This is a genomic window from Shewanella sp. SW24 (assembly GCF_025653395.1).
GTDB lineage: Bacteria > Pseudomonadota > Gammaproteobacteria > Enterobacterales > Shewanellaceae > Shewanella > Shewanella oncorhynchi.
The window spans coordinates 1-20,928 of record NZ_JAKKSH010000046.1 but is presented as its reverse complement, the minus strand read 5'-3'; the positions used below and the strand labels follow the sequence as shown (position 1 = coordinate 20,928).

At 43.9% G+C, this 20,928-nt stretch carries 21 protein-coding genes and 3 tRNA genes; 10 read left to right on the top strand and 14 right to left on the bottom strand.

What is annotated here, in order from left to right; all coding sequences use genetic code 11:
- The coding region (locus tag L5M17_RS22110) for a transposase domain-containing protein (protein WP_263149190.1) at positions 1 to 166 on the bottom strand (166 nt) is incomplete at its 3' end.
- A gap of 396 nt (positions 167 to 562) precedes the next feature.
- On the opposite strand from L5M17_RS22110, the gene L5M17_RS22105 reads away from it, so the two are divergent.
- The 4 genes from L5M17_RS22105 (at position 563) to L5M17_RS22090 (ending at position 2,457) form a co-directional block, all read left to right on the top strand.
- Positions 563 to 638, top strand: a tRNA-Gly gene (locus L5M17_RS22105).
- Between the two features lie 23 nt (positions 639 to 661).
- Positions 662 to 735, top strand: a tRNA-Cys gene (locus tag L5M17_RS22100).
- Positions 736 to 784: 49 nt separating this feature from the next.
- Positions 785 to 871: transfer RNA gene (locus L5M17_RS22095), tRNA-Leu, on the top strand.
- A 392-nt stretch (positions 872 to 1,263) separates the two neighbouring features.
- Positions 1,264 to 2,457 carry an amino acid aminotransferase gene (locus tag L5M17_RS22090; protein WP_028759977.1) on the top strand — a complete coding sequence of 398 codons (1,194 nt, stop codon included), beginning with the start codon at positions 1,264 to 1,266 and terminating at the stop codon, positions 2,455 to 2,457.
- 113 nt (positions 2,458 to 2,570) lie between these two features.
- On the opposite strand, the gene L5M17_RS22085 is transcribed toward L5M17_RS22090, so the two are convergent.
- Positions 2,571 to 3,491: a YvcK family protein gene (locus L5M17_RS22085; protein WP_028759976.1), complete on the bottom strand. Its 921-nt coding sequence runs from the start codon at positions 3,489 to 3,491 to the stop codon at positions 2,571 to 2,573.
- Positions 3,492 to 3,801: 310 nt separating this feature from the next.
- On the opposite strand from L5M17_RS22085, the gene L5M17_RS22080 reads away from it, so the two are divergent.
- Positions 3,802 to 4,614 (top strand): glucosaminidase domain-containing protein, encoded by an 813-nt coding sequence (locus L5M17_RS22080; protein ID WP_028759975.1) that lies wholly within the window; start codon positions 3,802 to 3,804, stop codon positions 4,612 to 4,614.
- Complete coding sequence (locus tag L5M17_RS22075; RefSeq protein WP_263149188.1) at positions 4,607 to 5,230, top strand: DUF2987 domain-containing protein; 624 nt, start codon at positions 4,607 to 4,609, stop codon at positions 5,228 to 5,230. Before L5M17_RS22080 ends, L5M17_RS22075 begins: the two co-directional genes overlap by 8 nt.
- Before the next feature lie 184 nt (positions 5,231 to 5,414).
- Here the strand turns inward: L5M17_RS22075 and ttcA are convergent, their stop codons facing one another.
- From ttcA to ccoN, 11 genes are all read right to left on the bottom strand, one after another.
- Complete coding sequence (gene ttcA / locus L5M17_RS22070; protein ID WP_263149186.1) at positions 5,415 to 6,383, bottom strand: tRNA 2-thiocytidine(32) synthetase TtcA; 969 nt, start codon at positions 6,381 to 6,383, stop codon at positions 5,415 to 5,417.
- 78 nt (positions 6,384 to 6,461) lie between these two features.
- Entirely contained in the window at positions 6,462 to 7,394 is a 933-nt protein-coding gene (uspE, locus tag L5M17_RS22065) for a universal stress protein UspE (protein WP_168827704.1), read from the bottom strand.
- A gap of 222 nt (positions 7,395 to 7,616) precedes the next feature.
- Complete coding sequence (gene etrA / locus L5M17_RS22060; protein ID WP_006081599.1) at positions 7,617 to 8,369, bottom strand: electron transport transcriptional regulator EtrA; 753 nt, start codon at positions 8,367 to 8,369, stop codon at positions 7,617 to 7,619.
- A gap of 55 nt (positions 8,370 to 8,424) precedes the next feature.
- Complete coding sequence (locus tag L5M17_RS22055) at positions 8,425 to 9,117, bottom strand: sulfite exporter TauE/SafE family protein (protein WP_263149184.1); 693 nt, start codon at positions 9,115 to 9,117, stop codon at positions 8,425 to 8,427.
- Positions 9,114 to 9,362, bottom strand: coding sequence for a cbb3-type cytochrome oxidase assembly protein CcoS (ccoS, locus tag L5M17_RS22050; RefSeq protein WP_173244909.1), 249 nt, complete (start codon positions 9,360 to 9,362; stop codon positions 9,114 to 9,116). Before ccoS ends, L5M17_RS22055 begins: the two co-directional genes overlap by 4 nt.
- Positions 9,363 to 9,400: 38 nt before the next feature.
- A complete protein-coding gene (locus L5M17_RS22045; RefSeq protein WP_219252327.1) occupies positions 9,401 to 11,800 on the bottom strand; it encodes a heavy metal translocating P-type ATPase in 2,400 nt (799 codons plus the stop codon).
- 22 nt (positions 11,801 to 11,822) lie between these two features.
- Complete coding sequence (locus L5M17_RS22040) at positions 11,823 to 12,302, bottom strand: FixH family protein (RefSeq protein ID WP_113940485.1); 480 nt, start codon at positions 12,300 to 12,302, stop codon at positions 11,823 to 11,825.
- Positions 12,303 to 12,412: 110 nt separating this feature from the next.
- Positions 12,413 to 13,381, bottom strand: a complete 969-nt coding sequence (gene ccoP, locus L5M17_RS22035; protein ID WP_028759967.1) for a cytochrome-c oxidase, cbb3-type subunit III — start codon at positions 13,379 to 13,381, stop codon at positions 12,413 to 12,415.
- Positions 13,381 to 13,557: a CcoQ/FixQ family Cbb3-type cytochrome c oxidase assembly chaperone gene (locus L5M17_RS22030; protein ID WP_028759966.1), complete on the bottom strand. Its 177-nt coding sequence runs from the start codon at positions 13,555 to 13,557 to the stop codon at positions 13,381 to 13,383. The genes ccoP and L5M17_RS22030 overlap by 1 nt, the downstream gene beginning before the upstream one ends.
- A gap of 11 nt (positions 13,558 to 13,568) precedes the next feature.
- Positions 13,569 to 14,195: a cytochrome-c oxidase, cbb3-type subunit II gene (gene ccoO, locus L5M17_RS22025; protein ID WP_028759965.1), complete on the bottom strand. Its 627-nt coding sequence runs from the start codon at positions 14,193 to 14,195 to the stop codon at positions 13,569 to 13,571.
- A 13-nt stretch (positions 14,196 to 14,208) separates the two neighbouring features.
- Positions 14,209 to 15,645 carry a cytochrome-c oxidase, cbb3-type subunit I gene (gene ccoN, locus L5M17_RS22020; protein WP_028759964.1) on the bottom strand — a complete coding sequence of 479 codons (1,437 nt, stop codon included), beginning with the start codon at positions 15,643 to 15,645 and terminating at the stop codon, positions 14,209 to 14,211.
- A gap of 224 nt (positions 15,646 to 15,869) precedes the next feature.
- Here ccoN and L5M17_RS22015 point away from each other — a divergent pair, with 224 nt between their 5' ends.
- On the top strand, positions 15,870 to 16,355 hold the full coding sequence (locus L5M17_RS22015; RefSeq protein ID WP_411568948.1) for a hypothetical protein: 486 nt from the start codon (positions 15,870 to 15,872) through the stop codon (positions 16,353 to 16,355).
- A gap of 60 nt (positions 16,356 to 16,415) precedes the next feature.
- Here the strand turns inward: L5M17_RS22015 and L5M17_RS22010 are convergent, their stop codons facing one another.
- The gene (locus tag L5M17_RS22010) at positions 16,416 to 17,987 is read right to left on the bottom strand and encodes a DUF3369 domain-containing protein (RefSeq protein WP_113940482.1); all 1,572 of its coding nucleotides are present in this window, start codon (positions 17,985 to 17,987) and stop codon (positions 16,416 to 16,418) included.
- Between the two features lie 180 nt (positions 17,988 to 18,167).
- On the opposite strand from L5M17_RS22010, the gene L5M17_RS22005 reads away from it, so the two are divergent.
- The 3 genes from L5M17_RS22005 to L5M17_RS21995 all read left to right on the top strand — a co-directional run bounded on the left by L5M17_RS22005 (position 18,168) and on the right by L5M17_RS21995 (position 20,374).
- Positions 18,168 to 18,386: a hypothetical protein gene (locus L5M17_RS22005; protein ID WP_105252484.1), complete on the top strand. Its 219-nt coding sequence runs from the start codon at positions 18,168 to 18,170 to the stop codon at positions 18,384 to 18,386.
- Positions 18,387 to 18,447: 61 nt separating this feature from the next.
- Positions 18,448 to 19,743 carry a tyrosine-type recombinase/integrase gene (locus L5M17_RS22000; protein ID WP_263149180.1) on the top strand — a complete coding sequence of 432 codons (1,296 nt, stop codon included), beginning with the start codon at positions 18,448 to 18,450 and terminating at the stop codon, positions 19,741 to 19,743.
- A 172-nt stretch (positions 19,744 to 19,915) separates the two neighbouring features.
- A complete protein-coding gene (locus L5M17_RS21995; protein WP_263149179.1) occupies positions 19,916 to 20,374 on the top strand; it encodes a hypothetical protein in 459 nt (152 codons plus the stop codon).
- Positions 20,375 to 20,928 lie beyond the last annotated feature (554 nt).

The window sequence follows — 20,928 nt, the reverse complement described above, 5'->3', positions numbered from 1 at the left end:
CGGCCCAAATCATCGCGTCCATCGGCAATTTACGCCGTCTTAACGTCGCAACGCCCTGAGAGTCTAGACAAGATTGAATTAACTCAGGTTCTAACACATCTGCTAAGCAGGTGAATTCGGTTAGGCGGGTAATATGAGTACGGGCGAGTGCTTCTGAGAGTTGCATAAAAAATCCGATGACATGAGGTCATCGGATTTTGATCTTTTCAGCGAGATCGTCAAGCGATCTGTCTTAACTGATCGGCATTACCCAATAGGGCGCTTTTGTTTTTCTATACTTCTACAATTTTATTGGACTCGACTCCATAGCTCACCATGATCCCTTGTTTATCTGCCGCGTTTAATTAGCGGTAGCATCGGCATCAGTATCGGTACAAAGCCTAAATTGATGAATGAAACATCAACTTTACTGAGGTGTGGCGGTTTATTGGGCAAACGATACGGCTTAGATCATTTTTTAAAAATTGTTGATTGACTCTGAGGTCTAAATCGGTAGAATGCCAATCCGCAGTCAGGGGAAAGCATGCCGAGCATGAGTTCAAATGATTAAGCGCAATGATAGGCGACATTAGCTCAGTTGGTAGAGCGATACCTTGCCAAGGTATAGGTCATCGGTTCGAACCCGATATGTCGCTCCAAATTTTAATAAATTTGGCAGTTGGGCGCGATGGCAGAATGGCTATGCTGCGGATTGCAAATCCGTCGATCTCGGTTCGACTCCGGGTCGCGCCTCCATAGATTAAAGTATTAATGACACGATTCCCGTCGTTAATATAAAGAGTTTGCCCGAGTGGTGGAATCGGTAGACACAAGGGATTTAAAATCCCTCGCTGGTAACAGCGTGCCAGTTCAAGTCTGGCCTCGGGTACCAAAAAACAGAAAAGCCCTGACTGATGTCAGGGCTTTTTTGCTTTATAACTTCTACACCCACATTTCATGATTCTTAATCTAGTATCACTACAGCTATAGATTGGTTAGGCCAAAGCCCACTATTTTACTCATTCAGTATTGCGACTTCTGACCTGTTTCTTTTCTACAATACAAAACTGAGTGATTTTGTGATCTAGATGTTGTAAATCGCTTTATTTAAGTAATGTCACTATTTGACTAATAATTGCGTAATAAAATGTACTTTTTATTGTTGAATCGACAATAGTGTAATAATTTCCCTAAGAAGGGACTTAAGTCGCTATTACCCCCTTAAAGACAGTGGTATAAATAAGCCGAAATTTCCCCTACACGCGCATATTAGGATACGTAGTCATGATTTTCTCTCAAGTATTACTCGCACCCGCTGATCCAATTCTTGGTTTAACCGATACCTTTAAAGCTGATCCGCGTCAGGATAAAGTTAATCTTGGTGTTGGCATTTATAAGGATGAGGCAGGACAGACTCCCGTTCTGGCTTCAGTGAAAAAAGCCGAGGCCATTTTACTTGAGCAAGAGAAGACCAAAAACTACTTAGGCATTGAAGGCGTTCAAGCTTATAACCGTGTAGTACAAACATTGTTGTTCGGCGAAGGCAGTGCATTAATTTCTTCTGGCCGTGCTGCCACAGCGCAAGCTCCTGGTGGTACAGGAGCACTGCGTATTGCTGCTGAGTTTTTACTGCGTAATACCGATTCGCACACGATTTGGGTGAGTAATCCAACATGGGCCAACCATCAGAATATTTTTGAAACGGCAGGCCTAACGGTTAAAGAGTACGGTTATTACAAAGCAGAAGCCCATGACATCGATTTCGATACCATGATGACTGATTTATCCAACGCGAATGCGGGTGATGTCGTGCTGCTACACGGTTGCTGCCATAACCCAACGGGTATCGATTTAACGTTGGCGCAATGGGAACTTGTTGCTCAATTGTGTGCTGATAAGAAACTCGTGCCACTGTTTGACTTTGCTTATCAAGGTTTTGGTGCTGGCATTGAAGAAGATGCGGCAGGTCTGCGTTTAGTCGCGTCTAAAGTGTCTGAGTTACTGGTCGCTAACTCTTTCTCTAAAAACTTTGGTCTATACAACGAGCGTATTGGCGCCGTGACTGTGGTGGCTGAAGATGCTGATGCTGCCGTACGTGCTTTTAGCCAAGTGAAACGTACCATACGCGCCAACTATTCTAATCCGCCAGCCCACGGCGCACTGATCGTCAGCACGATATTAAATGATGCAGCTCTGAAAGCCATGTGGGTGCAGGAAGTCAAAGAGATGCGTGAACGTATCGCCGAAATGCGTACTCTGTTTGTTGATAGCTTAAAGGCTGAGGGCGTGACTCAGGACTTCAGTTTTATTTCTCGCCAAAATGGCATGTTCAGTTTCTCAGGTTTAAACAAAGCCCAAGTGGCACGTTTGAAAGATGAATTCGGTGTCTATATTGTCGGCTCTGGACGCATTAGCGTTGCAGGCATGACTAAGACGAATATGCCTGTTATCTGTAAAGCCATAGCACAAGTGTTGTAATGGTTATTGCAGCCTTATAGACAGACTAAAGGGACATTCCTTTTAGCTTTACAATATAAAGGACAGCACTTGCTGTCCTTTATTATTGCGATTGAATGATTAACAGGTAAGCGCTAGCAGGCAAGCGGTTGTTGAGTGAGATCATTGATCCGCAGCAGGGCGCTTAATGCATCTAATAAGTTCGCTTGATCATGTAGATTGGGATTATGGCGATTCTTTAACGGAAAATAGTTAATCAGTGGCCCTAAACGCGTTTGTTCACCGTGGCGAAGTACTTTGTGAATAATGGGCTTGCCAATCACCTGATGACACCAAGCGATACGTTGCTCAATGCTAAATCGACCCGCGGGTGAGGCTTCTTCGGCCAGGTTATCGATAAAGATCACCTGCGCTTTAGTAGCAGCGAGGCTTTTCGCGAACTTAGGTAACAGCAGCGGCGGCATGATACTGGTTAAGAAACTCCCAGGGCCTAAGATGACCAAGTCCGCCTGACGAACAGCTTCACAGGCTTCAAAGGTGGCATCGACCTGTGGCTCAAGGCAGAGCGCGATAGGCGCCTCATTCATACTGTCGACATTAATTTCTCCAAAGACTTTACTGCCACAGGCTTGCAGAGCCACTAAGTGAGTGGGCTGCTCTGACATGGGAATAAGTTGGGTTTCTATCTTAAGTAAGTTACGGATGAGATTAACTGCTTCTAATGGACGAACGCAGAGTTGATCAAGAGCCAGTAAAATTAAATTACCTAAATTATGGCCACTGAGTTCAGTGGCACCTTGGAAACGGTATTCAAACAATTGCGAGCCAACGGAAGGACGATTAGCTAAATGGGATAAGCAGTTACGTAAATCACCCCAAGCAATGCAGTCTTGTTCGGCTCTCAGTCGACCAGTAGAACCGCCATTATCAGTGGTGGCGACAATCCCTGTAAGGCGGTTGCCTAAAAAATCGAGCGAGGATAATACTCGGCCTAAACCATGGCCTCCGCCGATGGCGACGACACGTTCAAATTGATTTAACATCAAATGCTGCATCTGGGTTTTTCCTTCCTGAATACCCGAAAATTTAATGTCATAGCCATCCATTGTCGCTATAAGCGGGATGACTCATGAACCGTTGTGCAATGGTGATAACGCTAAGGAACCTTAGTATAAATACTCAGTCAAATGCTTGCATCTATAAACGACGGCGTAATAGCAAGCTCGACTCGATAATGGTGCCTCAGGCGTAATATTGTACCTGAGTTCGTGAACATGATGATGGGCAAATTTCGTGAAATCTGACAAATAGCTTATAATCCGGCCTTTATTTGCCCAATAAGGGCGTTACACCTAAGGTGAATGATTGAAAACGGGTAGAATCGGTTCGTTTACATTGGCATTAGCCATGGTCATAGTGGCGATTTTTGCATTACGAGTTTGGATCATTCCTCACTCGAATGACTCATCCGCTATTGCGCCCCAATTCGTCAGCGATGTCGATCCTGTTACGCAAGTCCCTGACTTTTCAGCGATCAGCGACATTACCGAAAAGAAGAAAGCTTTTTTTGATTTCCTGCGGCCGATTGTTCAGCAACAGAATGCCATTATCTTGATGGAGCGTGGCTTTATCAATGAGATGCTTGCCTTAGTCGATAATGGTAAGAGTTTATCTGATACTGAATTAGCGCAGATCAATGCGTTATTTGATAAATACCAATATGCGGCGCGTAACGTAGATGCTAAGTCATTAGCAAGCTTACTTAAACGTGTCGATATCGTGCCGGAATCTATGGTGTTAATTCAAGCCGCGAATGAATCGGGTTGGGGGAGTTCACGTTTTGCCAGAGAAGGTTTTAACTTTTTTGGTGAATGGTGTTTTACTTCTGGCTGCGGCATAGTGCCGTCCTCACGTGGTTCGGGTAAAAGTCATGAGGTGAAAGTGTTTTCATCGGTCGATGAATCGGTTTCATCCTATATGCGTAATTTAAATTCTAATACTGCCTATGCGTTATTTCGCTCTATTCGAGCTGATTTACGTTCACAGGAGCTAGAGCCAACAGCGGATCAATTGATTTACGGTTTAGTGAATTATTCTGAAAGACAAGAAGCTTATATTGATGAGCTGCTTGATATGTTACGTCATAATGAAAAATATTTGGTGAATGTCGATGTATAAAAAACTGTTGTTTAGTAGCCTGTTTTTGTTGGCAACTAGCGCCGCCGCAGAAACTGTATCCCTTGAATATAAAGGCTTTTATGATAGGTTAAAACAAGTCAATAAAGGCGGTTATCAACTCGTGGAAGTGGCTTTTAGTGTTCCAATGCAAAAGAATTGTTTGATCCAAAGTGGTTCTATTTCCAGTGAAAAAACCTCAACGCCACTGACGTATACTGATGCACAGCGGTTATTCATTCCCTTAGATGATGATTTAAAAGATCAGCGAGCCTTGGTTAATCTGAATTTCGCTGGCAGCGCTGAGGGATGTGGTATTGCAATGCAAGTTAGAGCAAAACAGACATTAGCCGAGTACGATAAAACGCGCTTACAACAAATCATGACTGAGATGGACACGCTGCTCGGTGCTATGCAAGGCTTCCCGATGCGTTATTTTAGGGAATCCATTACTGGCTTAAACTTTGAATTCTCACCTGAACAAGAAGTCTATGTACGCCTTAATGGTCGAGAAGAAGCGATAAAAGGCAGTTATAAATTAGCCGCTAATGAGCTTGAAAGCATCACCACGCTAAGCTTCAGTGCCCAGCCATTAGTCTTGAGTCCTTGGGTGAAGTAATCATTTTGTATTTTTTGAATAGGCGTCTTGAGATAAGCGATTCACAAGCGCTGGCTCAAAGATAAACTTATTCTGTAACCATAAAAATGCCCACATTAAGTGGGCATTTTGTTGTGCTAATTTATCTTGCTTACTTTCGTTGCGTTAACTTCTCTTACTGATTAGGCGCTAAATTCAGTCTAAGTTAGACTTCGTAAGTGTTAACAATATCAATGCGTTTTGCTGCATCCAAATCGATACGACCGCTATTGGCTATATCAAGAAAATCGAATGCAGGTAGATTGGCTTCAGCAACATCACCACGCATAGGCGCATCAGGGTCACGTGTTAGAGACACAAAGTCGAATTGCTCACGGTCAACACCCTGTGATGGTGCGGTGTTTTGCATGGCGGTGAATATTGTTTCAATGCGTCCTGGGTATTGTTTATCCCATTGATTTAGCATGTCTTTGATTGCGGCGCGCTTTAAGTTTTCCTGTGAGCCACACAAGTTGCATGGAATGATTGGAAATTCTTTTAAGCTGGCATATTCTTCGAGATCTTTCTCGCGACAATAGGCTAGGGGACGTATGACGATATTAGCGCCATCATCCGACAGCAGCTTTGGCGGCATTGCTTTCATCTTACCGCCAAAGAACATATTTAAGAACAAGGTCTCGATAATGTCATCCCTGTGATGGCCTAGGGCGATTTTAGTGGCGCCGATACGCTGAGCAAAGCCATAAAGCGTGCCGCGGCGCAGGCGAGAGCACAAGGAGCAGGTGGTTTTACCTTCAGGGATTTTGTCTTTCACTATCGAGTAAGTATCTTTCTCGAGGATGTGATAAGGCACATTGAGCTTATCGAGATAGGCAGGCAATACATGTTCAGGGAAGCCCGGTTGCTTCTGATCTAAATTAACCGCAATGATTTCAAACTGAATGGGCGCGCGTTGCTGCAGATTCATCAAAATATCGAGCATGGCGTAGCTGTCTTTACCGCCACTGAGGCAGCACATGATCTTATCGCCATCTTCAATCATATTGTAATCGGCAATCACGCTACCCACTTCACGACGAAGCCGCTTCTGTAATTTATTCAGACGGGTAGTTTGTTTTTTTGATAATTCTTCCGGCATAGGATTTACCGTAACTTCAGATATAGCTTCAAGCATAAAAAAGCGCCCAGTAACACAGTTTCAGGGCGCGTATTATTCCAGCTATCTTTGGCGGGGTAAAGAGCCGCGTATTGCTTAGGCTTCTTCTAACGGTGATTTATAACCGTCGGGCTTTATAGCCAATAAATCGCAGTTGATGCTATCGATAACATGTTCAGCTGTATTGCCTATCAATGCTGCTGAAAATCCGGTACGACCGACAGTCCCTAGGATCACCAATTCAGCATCAAGTTTTTCAGCAAGCTCAGGGATCACATCCTCTGGTAAACCTTCTTTTACATGGCAATGACTTGGATTAATATCATAAGCGCCAGCAAGATAACTCACGCGCTGCTCATGCTGCATGCGAATGGTTTCGTTGTATGACTGAGCATCAAAGTCAGGAAGCTCGATGGCTAAGTTAACTGGCGTGCCGGGATAACCATTAACTAAATGTACTTCAGCAGAGAACTTTTTCGCCAAATCTTTTGCATGTTCAATAATTTTACCGTTAAGCATTTGATGATCAGTATCTTCGGTTGCCACATTCACAGCACAGAGGATTTTACCCGTGGCTGGCCAGTCATGGGCTTTCACCATCAACACTGGCACAGGGGCTTTACGCATCAAATGCCAATCAGTTGGAGTGAAGATCACCGCCTTGAGTTTGTCGTGGGCATGGGTGCCTTTAACAATCAAATCGTATTGCCCTGAAATAGCATGATTAATAATGCTTTCAAAGGGGCGGTTATGCCAAATGACTTGAGTATCGATATTGAGTTGCAGATGAGTATAAGCGGCGAGTAAGTCTTGGATCCAAGCGAGCCGTTGATCTATGACACCTTGACGCATGGCTTCGCGTTCTTGATTCGACAGAATCGAAGTCATTTCGTAAGAGAAGTCGAAGATAGAAAGAAACACAGTGACTTGAGCGTTGCATTTACTGGCCAAGGCGACCGCTCGTGCAAGGGCAACTTGATTCTCAGTGGTAGGGTCAACCACAACCAGTATTTTTTGATAATCCTTCATGTTTGGTTCCTTTAGTCATAGGCTCAATATCATCATGAGCCTTTGGCAGTGAGCTGTATTGTTCTAGATCAAACTCATTTGAAATTGATTAAAACTCGCTTAAAAATCATGCCTTAATCTGCATGACATGTCTAGCAAGCACAGCTTTTACCATTAAACTGTTATGCTATTGGCGACAATTATTTAGGCTTGACCTCTCACGGTTAATGCTCTTGCGATTGACTATCTCGCGATGCGAGAATTACCCGCTAACAGATTCAGCTCTTGCGAGTCGAGGATAGTGATGTACTTACCCTTAACCTCAATCAAGCCTGACTTTTGGAAGCGTCCAAGTAAGCGGCTGATGGTCTCAACGGTTAAACCGAGATAATTACCAATGTCACCGCGGGTCATGGTTAAGCGGAATTCTTTGGGTGAGAAGCCACGGCTGCCGAAACGATTTGCTAAATTGCTGATAAACGCTGCTAGACGTTCTTCGGCATTTTTCTTACTGAGCAGCAGGATCATTTCTTGATCGCTCATGATCTCATTACTCATTAGACGCATGATCTGCTGACGTAACTTAGGCATAGTGCCCGAAAGTTCATCGAGGATATTAAAGGGGATTTCACAGACCATAGAGGTCTCGAGGGCCTGTGCAAAACTCTGGTGCAACTGAGCGTGAATACCATCAAAACCAATCACATCACCCGCAAGATGGAAGCCCGTTATCTGCTCATCACCTTGCTCGGTAATAGTGTAACTTTTGATGGTGCCAGAGCGGATCGCAAACAGGGATTTCAATGCATCACCTGACTTAAAAATTTGCTCGCCTTTCTGGATTGGCTTTTTACGCTCAATAATATCATCGAGCTGATCTAGCTCACTTGCATTGAGGGTAAAAGGAATACAAAGGGTACCCATACTGCAATCGTGACAATGGATTGTGCATCCGCTAGCGGCAGGACGACGATTCTTATTTTGTTCAATTGTCATGTTGATTCTCAAGTTTATCCACTGCAACCATGTTAAACCAATTCACTCACTTGGGCTAGTTTAGCTGCGCGAGTGCGATATATAAAGTTTGACCACCAAAAGCAATTAACAGTAAGCCGCTCAATAGTCTAACGGTTTTCTTTTGTACCCATGCAGCAAGGCGTTTTGCCGCAACGCCAGCGCTTAATAGCGCGGGTAAAGTACCCAAGCCAAAGGCTAACATAATTAAGGCGCCTTGGCTGGCAGAGCCAGATGCAACCGACCAAGTTAAGGTGCTATAGACGAGGCCGCAGGGGAGCCAGCCCCAAATGAATCCTGCCATGACTGCTTGGCTCGGATTCTTGATTGGAACAAGGCGCTGCGCTAGCGGTTTTAAATATTGCCATAGCCATTGACCTACACGCTCAATTTGCACTATTCCAACCCAAATTTTAGCGATGTAAAGCCCTGTTGCAATCATCATCAGTCCAGCAACCATGCGCAGGACAATCAGATAAATATCCAGTTCAAATAAGTGACCAAGACCTGCCGACGATGCACCCACTAAGCCGCCTGCTAAGGTGTAACTTAAAATACGGCCTAAATTGTAATTCAGTAAATATTTAAGCTGATGGGCCAGCTGGTTACCTATTTTAGGATGAGGGATTTGGGCGGAAAAAGCGCCCACTAAACCGCCACACATACCAAAACAATGTGCAGCTCCCATCAAGCCGACGAGAAAGGCACCGGTGACATTGTACTCAATCACAAAGGCATGCCTTTTTGCTGATTTTTTATCGCTTGCTGCGCTGCGATGTCATCATGTTCTGCTGTTGACTGAATGGCAGGGGTGGGTAGATGGCCTGGTTTGTCAGTATTTTCATCAAACAATATAGAAACACTTTGACGGTCAAGATCGTCAAATTGCTCAGATTTCACTGCCCAGAAAAATACCATTACCGCAATGGCGACGAAGATCATGGCAATGGGGATAAGCACATAAATAATTTCCATAATGACCTCTTAGTATCTGGTTAAACGTTTTATTATGATCACACTTTTACCCGTAATAATCTCAGGCTATTACCGACCACAATCAAAGAACTCGCCGACATGCCAATCGCGGCAATATAAGGTGCCACATGACCAGTGACAGCTAAAGGCAAGATAAGGGCGTTGTAACCCAGCGCCCACGCTAAATTTTGTTTAATAATTTGCGTGGTCAGTTTAGCGACCGCGACAGCTTGGGTGAAACGGGATAGATGATCGCCCAGCAAAATCAAATCGGCACTGTTTTTGGCAATCGCACTGCCACTGCCCATGGCGACCGACAAATCAGCCCCCGCAAGTACTGGCGCATCATTGATGCCATCGCCAAACATCGCCACGCGAGTATGCTGTTGTAATTTCGTTACTAGGGCAAGTTTACCCGCGGGCGTTAATCCGCTGTGCACATCTTCAATTCCCAGCTCTTTGGCCAGTTGATGCACATGTCCGGAGCTATCGCCGCTGGCGATACTAATGCGGCAACCTTGTTGCTTTAATATCTCAATCGTGGCCTTACTGTCTTGACGAATATTGTCTTGAATTTCAAAGCTGGCAAGCACTTCAAGCTGCTCATTGGCTGAGCGTGCTAACCAAATCTTTTGGGTTGGGTCCTGAGTATCGATACGTGCGCCAGTAAATACAGCATTACCAATTAAATAGTCAGTCCCCTCGATACGGCCTCGAACACCAAAGCCGACTTCATGGTGAACTTGCTCCGCGACCAAGGTATTATCGGCAAATAGGGCAAATGCAGCCGCAATCGGATGACGAGAGCCCGTTTCCAGCGCTGCGGCAATGGCTAAGGCCTGCGTCTTTGTTAAATCGGCCATGCACTGCGTTTGCCCGATAGAGAGCGTACCACAGGTAAGGGTGCCAGTTTTATCAAAGACCACATGTTTAATCTGCGGCAGTTTTTCAAATACGCCGGCTTTGCGGGTAATGATCCCAAGACGGGTAAAAATGGCGGTTGCACAGGTGACGGCGGTCGGTGTCGCTAGCGCTAAGGCACAAGGACAAGTTGCGACTAGAACCGATAGCGTTACCCAAAAGGCATCCTCTGGGGAAATCTGTTGCCAAACCAAATAGGTGATCGTCGCGATTGTTAGAATCGTACCCGAGAAATAGCGGGATAATTTATCGGCTAATAGGGCTATCGCAGGTTTTGTATTGGATGCCAGCTCCTGCAGTCGAATAATTTCAGCCACGAGTTGGTCTTGCCCCAATGCGGTAACTTTAACTTTTATCGGTTGGTCGACGTTGATAGTACCAGCGTACACTTGCTGATCTTGCTGTTTTTCAATGGGCATTTGCTCACCTGTGAGCATAGCTTCATTGATATTTGTGTGGCCTTCAATCACCACACCATCAGCCGCAACCATTTCCCCTGGTTTCACAAGGATCACATCATTGAGGCGTAACTTTTTGGCCGGAATTTCTTCTTGACCATTTTCGGTGACTAAGTGTGCAGTGAGCGGCACCAATTTATGTAAATTACTGGAGCTGACCGAGGCCTTTTGTCTTGCCTTTTGCTCGAAGTAACGCCCGAGTAACAAAAAGAATGTAAACATGGATACGGATTCAAAATACACTTCGCCGGTGCCATTCACTGTGGCAAAACAGCTTGCGGTATAGGCACCACCAATGGCAATCGAAACAGACACATCCATATTGAGTTTGCCGCTGAGCAGGGTACGAATGGCGCTAAAATAGAAGGGTTGCGCCGAATAAAGCACCACAGGCGTGGCAAAAATCATGCTAACCCAGCGGAAATAGTCCCGATACTGCACGTCTAAATCAGTGAAGTAGCCAGTATAAAGGGCGAGGGCGAACATCATGACTTGCATAGTCGCAAAGCCAGCTAAGCCTAAACGCAGTAAAAACTTGCGGCTATTGAGTTTGTTGTTGAGCTCTTGTTCGTCAACTTGGTAGGGCGCGGCTTGATAGCCGATACGACTAATTTGTCCGAGAATATCGCTAAGTTTTACCTTGCGTTTATCCCAACTGATCATGGCGCGTTGGGTGGTTGAGTTGACTAGCACTTGGCTCACGCCAGCAAGTTGTTTGACTTTGTGTTCAATTAACCAAGCACAGGCGGCACAGGTGATACCATCGATGGAGAGTGACACTGATTCGACATTGTCCTCAGAATGTACAAAGTCTTGCTGCACTTCGGGCAAGTCATAGGCGCTAAATTGTGTTAATGCTTCGGGGACTAGGGCATTCTGTTTATTGCCAGGCTCAGTGCGGAACTTGTAATAACTGAGTAATCCCGCATCGACAATCGCTTGAGAAACCGCCTGACAGCCAGGGCAACACATCAGTTCATCACGGTCATTAATGCGAGTCACAAACTGCTGGCCCGTCAGAACGGGCTCTTGGCAGTGAAAACAACTTGGATACGTCATAGCGCTACTTATTTAACCACAATCAATTCAGCCAAAGTTGGACGTGATCTTTTAATTCAACGCGTTGGTGAATTCGCCATTTACCGTCGTAACTTTCGAGGCGAACTTCCCAAGGGCCGGTTAGGGTAGTAGGGATGGTAATGCGATACACATTACTGGCATCGGCCGTCGCAGTGAGTTTCATATCTCTGTCGGCAATGGTTGGATGATAGAACTCGACTTTCAAGGCGGCTTGATATGCAGGTCCCCCTTGCTGCGTCAGTAAAATCTCATTATTGGCTTGATCGAGTGAAAAATTCATGCCTATTTGTTTGGCATACTTCACTTTACTTAAGTCCATATTAATGGCTTTGCCATCTTTGTAGTAATCCTCGGCGACTAAAGAGTCCGAGTTCGTAAGGGCAATTTTTAGCGTGGTAAAACTTGCGACGACGGCACATAAAGGAAGAATAATTAAAAACCAAGGCCAGAACTGCTTATACCAGGCTTGTTGTTCGCTCATGTCAGATACCCATTCAAAAAATTTGCGCCATTTTACCGTTAAAAGACGGTTTTAGCACTTTAAAAAAAAGGCCTCGAAGTCTTCGAGGCCTTAGTGTTACTTATACCTAATTACTTGTTTGACAAGCTATAAACATAAGCTGTAATGACATGAACTTTCTCTTCACCGAGAACGTCTTTCCACGCTGGCATCACACCTGCGCGACCATGTTTAATGGTCTCTTCGATCATGCCACGGCTACCGCCATATAACCAAACATCGTCAGTTAAGTTAGGAGCACCCATAAACTTGTTGCCTTTAGCGTCCATACCATGACACGCAAAACAACCTTTCATGAATGAGCCTTGACCTTGGGCAGCGAGTTTCTCGTCATGCTCACGACCAGACAATTTAACAACGTATTCAGCTAAACCAGCAATCTCGCTATCTTCGATTGGCAAACCACCTTTGGGTGGCATCATGCCATGACGACCTGCCATGATAGTGGTCTTAATCGTGGCTAATTCACCACCATATAACCAGTCACCATCGGTAAGATTAGGGAAGCCTTTGCTACCACGTGCATCAGAACCATGGCACTGAGCACAGTTTTGCAGGAACAAACGGCCACCCACTTTCAACGCTTCTTGGTTTTTCACTAATTCTTCTAGTGGTGTTGCCAAGTAAGCGGCGAAGATTGGGCCATATTTTTCATCAGCGTGTTTTACTTCTTGATCATACTGAACATAAAGACCTTCTTTTGCTGCTAGCTCAATCGCTGCAGCAGAATCGGCTTTAATGCCATGCTCTGTACCGATACTCTGGTTAGAACTGGTCCAGCCTAATAGGCCTTTGTAGTTACCTAAACCAGGAAATAAGGCCAAATAGATCAAGCCAAACACGATAGTGATATAGAACATATAACTCCACCATTTTGGCAGTGGGTTATTGAGTTCTTCAATACCGTCGAAACTGTGACCCATGGATTCGCCTTCTTTTACGTCAGTGGTGTTCTTAGAACACACACGCAGTAATAGAAAACAACCCGCGATCACGACTAACGAGAGTACAGTAATCCAAACACTCCAGAAGCTACTCATCACTTATTCTCTCCTGAGTCCTTCGATACCTTGTTGACTTCCTCATCGGAAAACACAAGGTTAGCTGCTTCATCAAATGATTTTTGACGACGCGAGCTATATGCCCAAGCAAATATACCGACGAAGGTCAGCATCACAATGATGGTTAAAATGCCTTGTAATGTGCCGTAATCCATATATTGCCTCCTTATTTGAGTGCGTGACCCAAAGACTGAAGATATGCAATCAAGGCGTCCATTTCTGTCTTACCTGCAACAGCTTGCTGTGCGCCTGCGATTTCTTCATCGGTATAAAGATCATTACCTTTGTAACCGCCTTTATGCAGGTTACGTAGGATAGTCATCTTGTCACCCGTTAGTTTGCCGTCTAACTTGTTTTCGGCTAACCATGGGAACCCTGGCATATTCGATTGAGGAACTACAGCACGAGGATCGATTAAGTGAACTTCATGCCATTTATCGCTATAACGACCGCCAACACGTGCAAGATCAGGACCCGTACGCTTAGAACCCCATTGGAATGGATGATCCCAAACTGATTCGCCCGCGACAGAGTAGTGACCATAACGTTCAGTTTCTGCACGTAAAGGACGGATCATCTGGCTGTGACAGTTATAACAACCTTCACGAACATAAATGTCACGACCTTCAATTTGCAGGGCAGTGTATGGCTTTAAACCTTCAACTGGCTCAGTCGTATCTTTTTGAAAAATCAACGGTGTGATTTCAACGAGACTACCGAAGCTGATAGCGATAACGGTAAAAATCGCTAACAAACCGATGTTTTTTTCAACTATCTCATGATTAAATTTCATCGAGTTTGCTCCTTTAAGCCGCTGTTGGTTCAGCCAATGCTGGCAATGAATCTTTAGAGGCTTTCACAGTACGGATCACGTTATATGCCATGATCAGCATACCGGTCAGGAAGAAACAACCGCCAAGGAAACGTACGAAGTAGAAAGGATAAGAAGCTTCCAGACTTTCAACAAAGCTATAAGTCAAAGTACCGTCAGCATTCACTGCGCGCCACATCAGACCTTGCATTACACCTGAAATCCACATAGAGACGATGTAAAGTACAGTACCAATAGTCGCTAACCAGAAATGGACGTTAATTAACTTGATGCTGTACATACGGCCGTGACCGAACAATACAGGAATCAAGTGATACAGAGAACCGATTGACACCATTGCAACCCAGCCTAGCGCGCCGGAGTGAACGTGACCGATAGTCCAATCTGTATAGTGTGATAATGCGTTAACTGTCTTAATTGCCATCATAGGGCCTTCGAAGGTAGACATACCGTAGAAAGACAGAGAAACAACTAAGAAACGTAACACAGGGTCAGTACGCAGTTTATGCCAAGCACCTGACAAGGTCATGATACCGTTAATCATACCACCCCAAGAAGGTGCGAATAGGATCAGTGACATCACCATACCTAAAGACTGAGTCCAGTCAGGTAAAGCTGTGTAATGTAAGTGGTGAGGACCAGCCCAGATATACAGTGCGATCAGTGCCCAGAAGTGGACAATAGAAAGACGGTAAGAGTACACAGGACGACCTGCTTGCTTAGGTACGAAGTAATACATCATCCCCAAGAAGCCTGCGGTTAATAAGAAACCTACAGCGTTGTGACCATACCACCACTGCACCATAGCATCGACAGCGCCGCTATACAGAGAGTATGACTTGAACAGACTGACTGGTACTGCCATAGAGTTAACTATGTGTAGTACGGCAACGGTAATAATAAAGGCACCAAAGAACCAGTTCGCCACATAAATATGCGAAGTTGTTCGTTTGATAATAGTACCGAAGAACACGATAGCGTAGGACACCCAAACGATAGTAATTGCGATATCGATAGGCCATTCTAATTCAGCGTATTCTTTTCCTTGGGTGAAACCCATTGGTAAAGAGATAGCTGCTGACAGAATGATGGCTTGCCATCCCCAAAACGTAAATGCGGCTAACTTAGGTGCAAATAGTCGGGTTTGACAGGTGCGTTGTACGACATAATAGGATGTTGCAAAAAGGGCTGATGTACCGAACGCGAAGATCACCGCATTGGTGTGTAATGGTCGCAAGCGACTATACGTTAACCAAGGAGTGTCAAAGTTCAGCTGAGGCCAGATTAACTGAGCCGCAATTAATACGCCGACTGACATACCAACAATACCCCACAAAACGGTGGTTAAGGCAAATTGGCGGACAATGGCGTAATTGTAATCAGCGCCTGTTGGCTGGGAATGGTTCATCATAATGCTTCCACTGCTTATTACTTTTACTTTTAGTAAAGACAAGCTTTACCTGTTATAAATGACATAAAACTCATCCTCCCTATTAAGGTTGCTGAGTGATGTCAATGCGTTACCCTGCATATTTTTGCTCAAATATGAGGTTTCGCAATGATACTTGAGCCATATCAAAAAAGATACCAAAGAAGGGGTGTGGAAAGTTGATCTAGATCAACCTACGCCATAGAATGTTAACATATTGCATCATAAGGTTAATCTTTGTGCTAACTCGTCTGAGTCCCTATTTATTTATTGCATTATTTAGCTTCAATCTCACAGCTTGTAAGGAAGATGCAAAGCAAGTCACACTTAAAAGCAGTCTTGATCCTTCACTTTGCCAATTTTCTAAGGGGGATTGTGTTAAAAAAGTTGGGGATGTTGAGCTCACTTTTCGCTTGTCACCAGAGAGTGCACCAAGCGAAAAGCCATTGACATTACAGTTGTTATCTTCCATGCCAATTTCTAATGTGCAAATCCGCTTAGAAGGAAGAGACATGTTTATGGGCGTTATTCCTGTAAATGTGAAGCAAACTGATGAAATGACTTATATCGGTCAGTTAGTCTACGGTTCTTGTAGTAGTGGCTACATGGTTTGGCGTGGCTTTGTGAGTTTTAGCGTTAATGGTGAAACTAAAACGGCTGTTTTTGATTTTCTCGCAGATGACAATGGTTAGATATATCTTTGAAAGTGCTTGATATGGATTTCTAAACATCAAGACAATCAACTATACAGATTAGTGATCCTTCCAGTTTTCTTTTACTTTGACAAAAATATCTACATTTTCAATAAAGAGCTGTAATAAGTGAGGATCAAAGTGTGTTGCCGCCCCTTTACGCATTTCAGCTAAAACCTCTTCTAAAGGCCAAGCTGTTTTATAACAGCGGGCATGGGAAAGGGCATCAAACACATCTGCGATTGCCACAATCCGCGAGAAAATGTGAATTTCGTCTTGTTTTAGATTTGCAGGATAACCAGAACCATCATATTTTTCATGATGTTGCAGTGCAATAATTGATGCGGCCTTTAGTATTGGTCGCTCAGAATTTGCAAGAATTTGATGGCCAATCATAGGGTGCTGACGCATAACTTTCCATTCTTCGTCATCTAATTTGCCGGGTTTAAGTAGGACAGCATCGGGGATCGCAATTTTACCTATGTCATGCATTGGTGAGGCACGGCGCAGTAAATCGGCTTCGTATTCACTTAAACCAGCGAGTAATGCTAATTGAGAACAATACTCCGCCATACGTTTCACATGATTGGCAGCTTCTTTCGAGCGGCTTTCAACAACATCACCTAAACGTAAAATAAGCTCTGATTGTGTATCTTCCACCTCCTGATTGAGCAGCAAATTTTCAAAAGCTATGCCCACGTTGATGGCAAAAATATCAATGAGTTTCTTATCAAGATCATCAATTCTATCAATACCATCCATATAAAGTAGATTGATTAAACCGCCTTTGGTGGGAAAGTAACCGATAAAACAATTGTCTTCATAAAGGCACCGCTGTTGGGTGAGCGCACTGCGCAGTAGACGATCAATATGTTCAGGTAGTTGCGTAATGTGGGATTTATTCGCAAATTGGCCAGTACCAGCAAGGATTTCTATATTGACAGGTTCAACATGACCACTAATCGCATCAATTGCATTACAAGTCAGCAGTAGCGTTTCTGAATCGAGATTAAGTAGAGTGGCCACTTGAGTCAGTAGCCCATCGGCGAATTTATGCAGGGTGCGCAGTTCAAATAATCCTGAGGTGGCTTCTAGTACTCTTTCTAAACCCTTACGATGATTTATTTGGGTGCGCCTTGCTTGCTCGATTTCCATGATATCGCGATAAGAGCGAAGGGCTGAGTAGACGCTGGTCATCAGCTTACGGGAATCGAGTTCAGCTTTTGCTTTGTAATCATTAATATCGTAATTGACGATAACGTCTTCTTCAGGTGCTTGCCCTGGCTGGCCTGTACGTAAGATCAATCGAGTGGTTTTATTCAGTAATTCTTCACGGATCCACTTTACTAGTTCTAACCCTGCATGGTCACTTTCCATGACAACATCAATAAAGGCAATGGCGATGTCATGTTCTTGATTGAGTAATTCTTTTGCTTGTTCGGCACTATAAGCATTGATAAAGGTGAGGGCACGGCCATCAAGTTTAAAGCGGGAGAGGGCAAGCTTAGTGACGGTATGAACATCAGGTTCATCATCGACCACTAATACCTTCCAAGGAATACCAGACTCTGTTGTCTCGGTAGACTTTTTACCGGAAAAAAGAGGGTTTTTCTTTGCAAGATCAATCAGCATCCGATACCTCATTCAAGTAAAAATAATGATCACATAATCAGTGTAGTAGACACATTTCAAAGCGGTGCAAAATCTTGCATAAAATAGCGAGGTGAGTGGTACTCCTTAAATTACATTGTTGATAACAATTCTCATTTGTGTATTCTATTACTATCAAACAATGATAGGGAGGGAAAGGGCATGACTAATCGAATTAACTTATCAATTTCAGCACATAAATTGGCACAGCTAATACATGATGGACACATCTGCGCATCTGACTTCACGTGCTTAGATAGTCAATCGAAACAGCAAGTGTGGCAGCTATGCTTGATCTGTTGCAAAAAGCGTATTACTTGTCAGCAATGTTCATTTTCAAGTTGCGCTAAAAATCTGACATATCTTGATGCCGATAAATAACATTATCGGCATTTGCGTTTAAGTATTATCATACAAGAAACTCTTATAATTCAGATGTAATATGCAACTTCCTCCAGTAATCCCGTTATTTGACTCATTTGAATTCATACAAGTTGGCAATAGTATTGTTAACCAATATATCACCCAAATTAGCATGAAAAAGGTGGTTGATGCGGGCTTAGTCATCGAGCATGCCAGTGATTGGCTATTTGAGCAAAAGCATAACGAAAACAACTATAAAGCTTATCGCAGTGAACTCACTACGTTTCTGCATTGGTGTTTTGATGTAGTTTCAATGTCTCCCATTCAAGTTACGCGCAAAGACATGAGCCGTTACGTTGATTATTGCCAAGCACCGCCGATAGCACTGATCGGTTATTTTAATGTGCCACAGTTTAAGTACGATAAACTGCATGATGAACGGGTTCCAAACTCGCAATGGCGACCATTTGTCGGCAAAAAACAACTCGGGCAAATCCAGCCTTATGTGTTAAGCGATAATGCGTTAAAAACAAAAATGGCCATTTTGTCTTCGTTTTATTCGTATCTGACAAGTGAAGAATATTGTGAGCGGAATCCTGCTCAAATCTGGCTTAATCACAGTCGATTTGCAGCAAACAGGCAATATCAGTGTCAAAGTCATGAAGATGAAAATAGTCTCGCATTCACTGAATTACAGTGGTCATATATTATGGCGACCGTTACTGGACTAGCAGAAGAATTTCCTGAGTTACATCAAAGAAGTTTATTCCTCGTTATATTGATTTATTGCTGTTATTTACGCATTTCAGATGTGTCTGCACGTGCGGGTTATTCGCCAGTGATGAACCAGTTTAAACGTAATCAGCAAACGGGCATCTGGAGTTTTCATATTCCGTTGAGTAAAGGTGGTAAAAGACGCAGTGTTGCGATTTCAAAAGCTTTGCTCGATGCATTAGTCAAATATCGTCAGTTTTTAGGATTAACGGATTATCCAGGACCAGACGAAAATCATCCTTTGTTTGTACGGCACAAAGCTGCTGGACGCGGCCGAGATGTTGGTATCCTCAATGCCAATCTAGGCATTCGTCATGTTCGCGACGAAATTCAAAAAATAATTAATCTGGCTGCAGAACGTATAGAAATCGATGGCTTTACACAAGATGCGGCGCAGATGCGCAAACTTACTGCCCACAATATTCGTCACACCGGCATTACGCACGATATCAATATCAACCGCAGACCGTTATCCCATGTACAAGCCGATGCTGGCCACGAAAGTATCGACACTACATCGCAATATTTGCACACAAGCCAAATTGAACGTCATGAAAGTGCATTCAACAAACCAATCGACCATTTGAAAGGCATAGAGTGATTAGATACAAAGCTGCGCACAATGTGATCACAAGTTATGTAAAACTGCTTTTTTTTGTAGCATCCGGACATAAAAAAACAGCCCTGAAAGGGCTGAGTTTTGCATAACTTGCATTGTGCGAAGTCAAATATCTGTTAGCTTATCAATACAAATTACTTATTGATTCAATGTCATGGCATCACCAACAGAAAAGCAACCTGCAACAAAAGAGTTAATGGCCGATTTAAAAGAAGCTAAAAATATTCATGAACCGATGAGTGAAGAACGTTTAAATAATTTTTTGGATGATTTATTAAGACAGGCATATCAACTGGTTACGAACAAATCAGGGGGTAGAACGGCTGGAACAGTTGAAGATTTATTCCGTGTTATGAATATGGATAGTTACGAGCAATGTAATAGTTCCTTTAAATCAATAAAAAGTGAATATTCAAAATCGTTAATCGAATTTAAAAACATGAGAGACATCGCGTTGCAAAGCCGAAGTGCTGAAACTCGTGCACATTTAAAGAATTTACTCTTTAGAACGCTTACCACTCTAGCGGTTGGATTATCTATTATGGGAATTTATGCTTTGGCTCATTACCTTGAAATCCCTATGCCTCTCATGCGCTTACCAGTGCCAAGTTAATGGGATTATTAAGGGACGTGTCCCTTAATGCCAAGCGCTCTTAATAGGGGCGCTTTTTTGCCCCGAGCTTTCTCCCTGCCAAGCCGCTTTTCAACGTCCTTCCAGCCCCGCCTAAAGTCGATTTCTGTCTACAAAAATCAAAGCGATTTCACGCTCTGGCGTTCTGGCCGGACGGTACCTGCTAGCCCCGTTATGGGGCGGGAAGGTACCAGAGGCCAGACAGCAAAGTGCACTACAGTAATACTGCACTTTTGTCTCATTATTGAGACTTTTCGAAGGGGATTAAGCGAGAACTTGGAAAGGGACCCGCCATAGCGGGAAAGGCCCCAAGTGACAGCGAGAGCCCCTGAGTCCACATACTTTAACAGTGGACTCTACTCTCATTTTGAGAGTTTCTGACGGCGTGCAACTTGTCCTTGTTGCAGCGTGGAGGAAGGGGGAGGCAAGCGAAGCGCCCCCGACCGACAGGGTTTTAGGTTTGGGTTCCTGTTACACCCAAACTAACTCCGGACATCCGGACTACAGCAAACCTATTTCACGGTTTATTTTGTTCT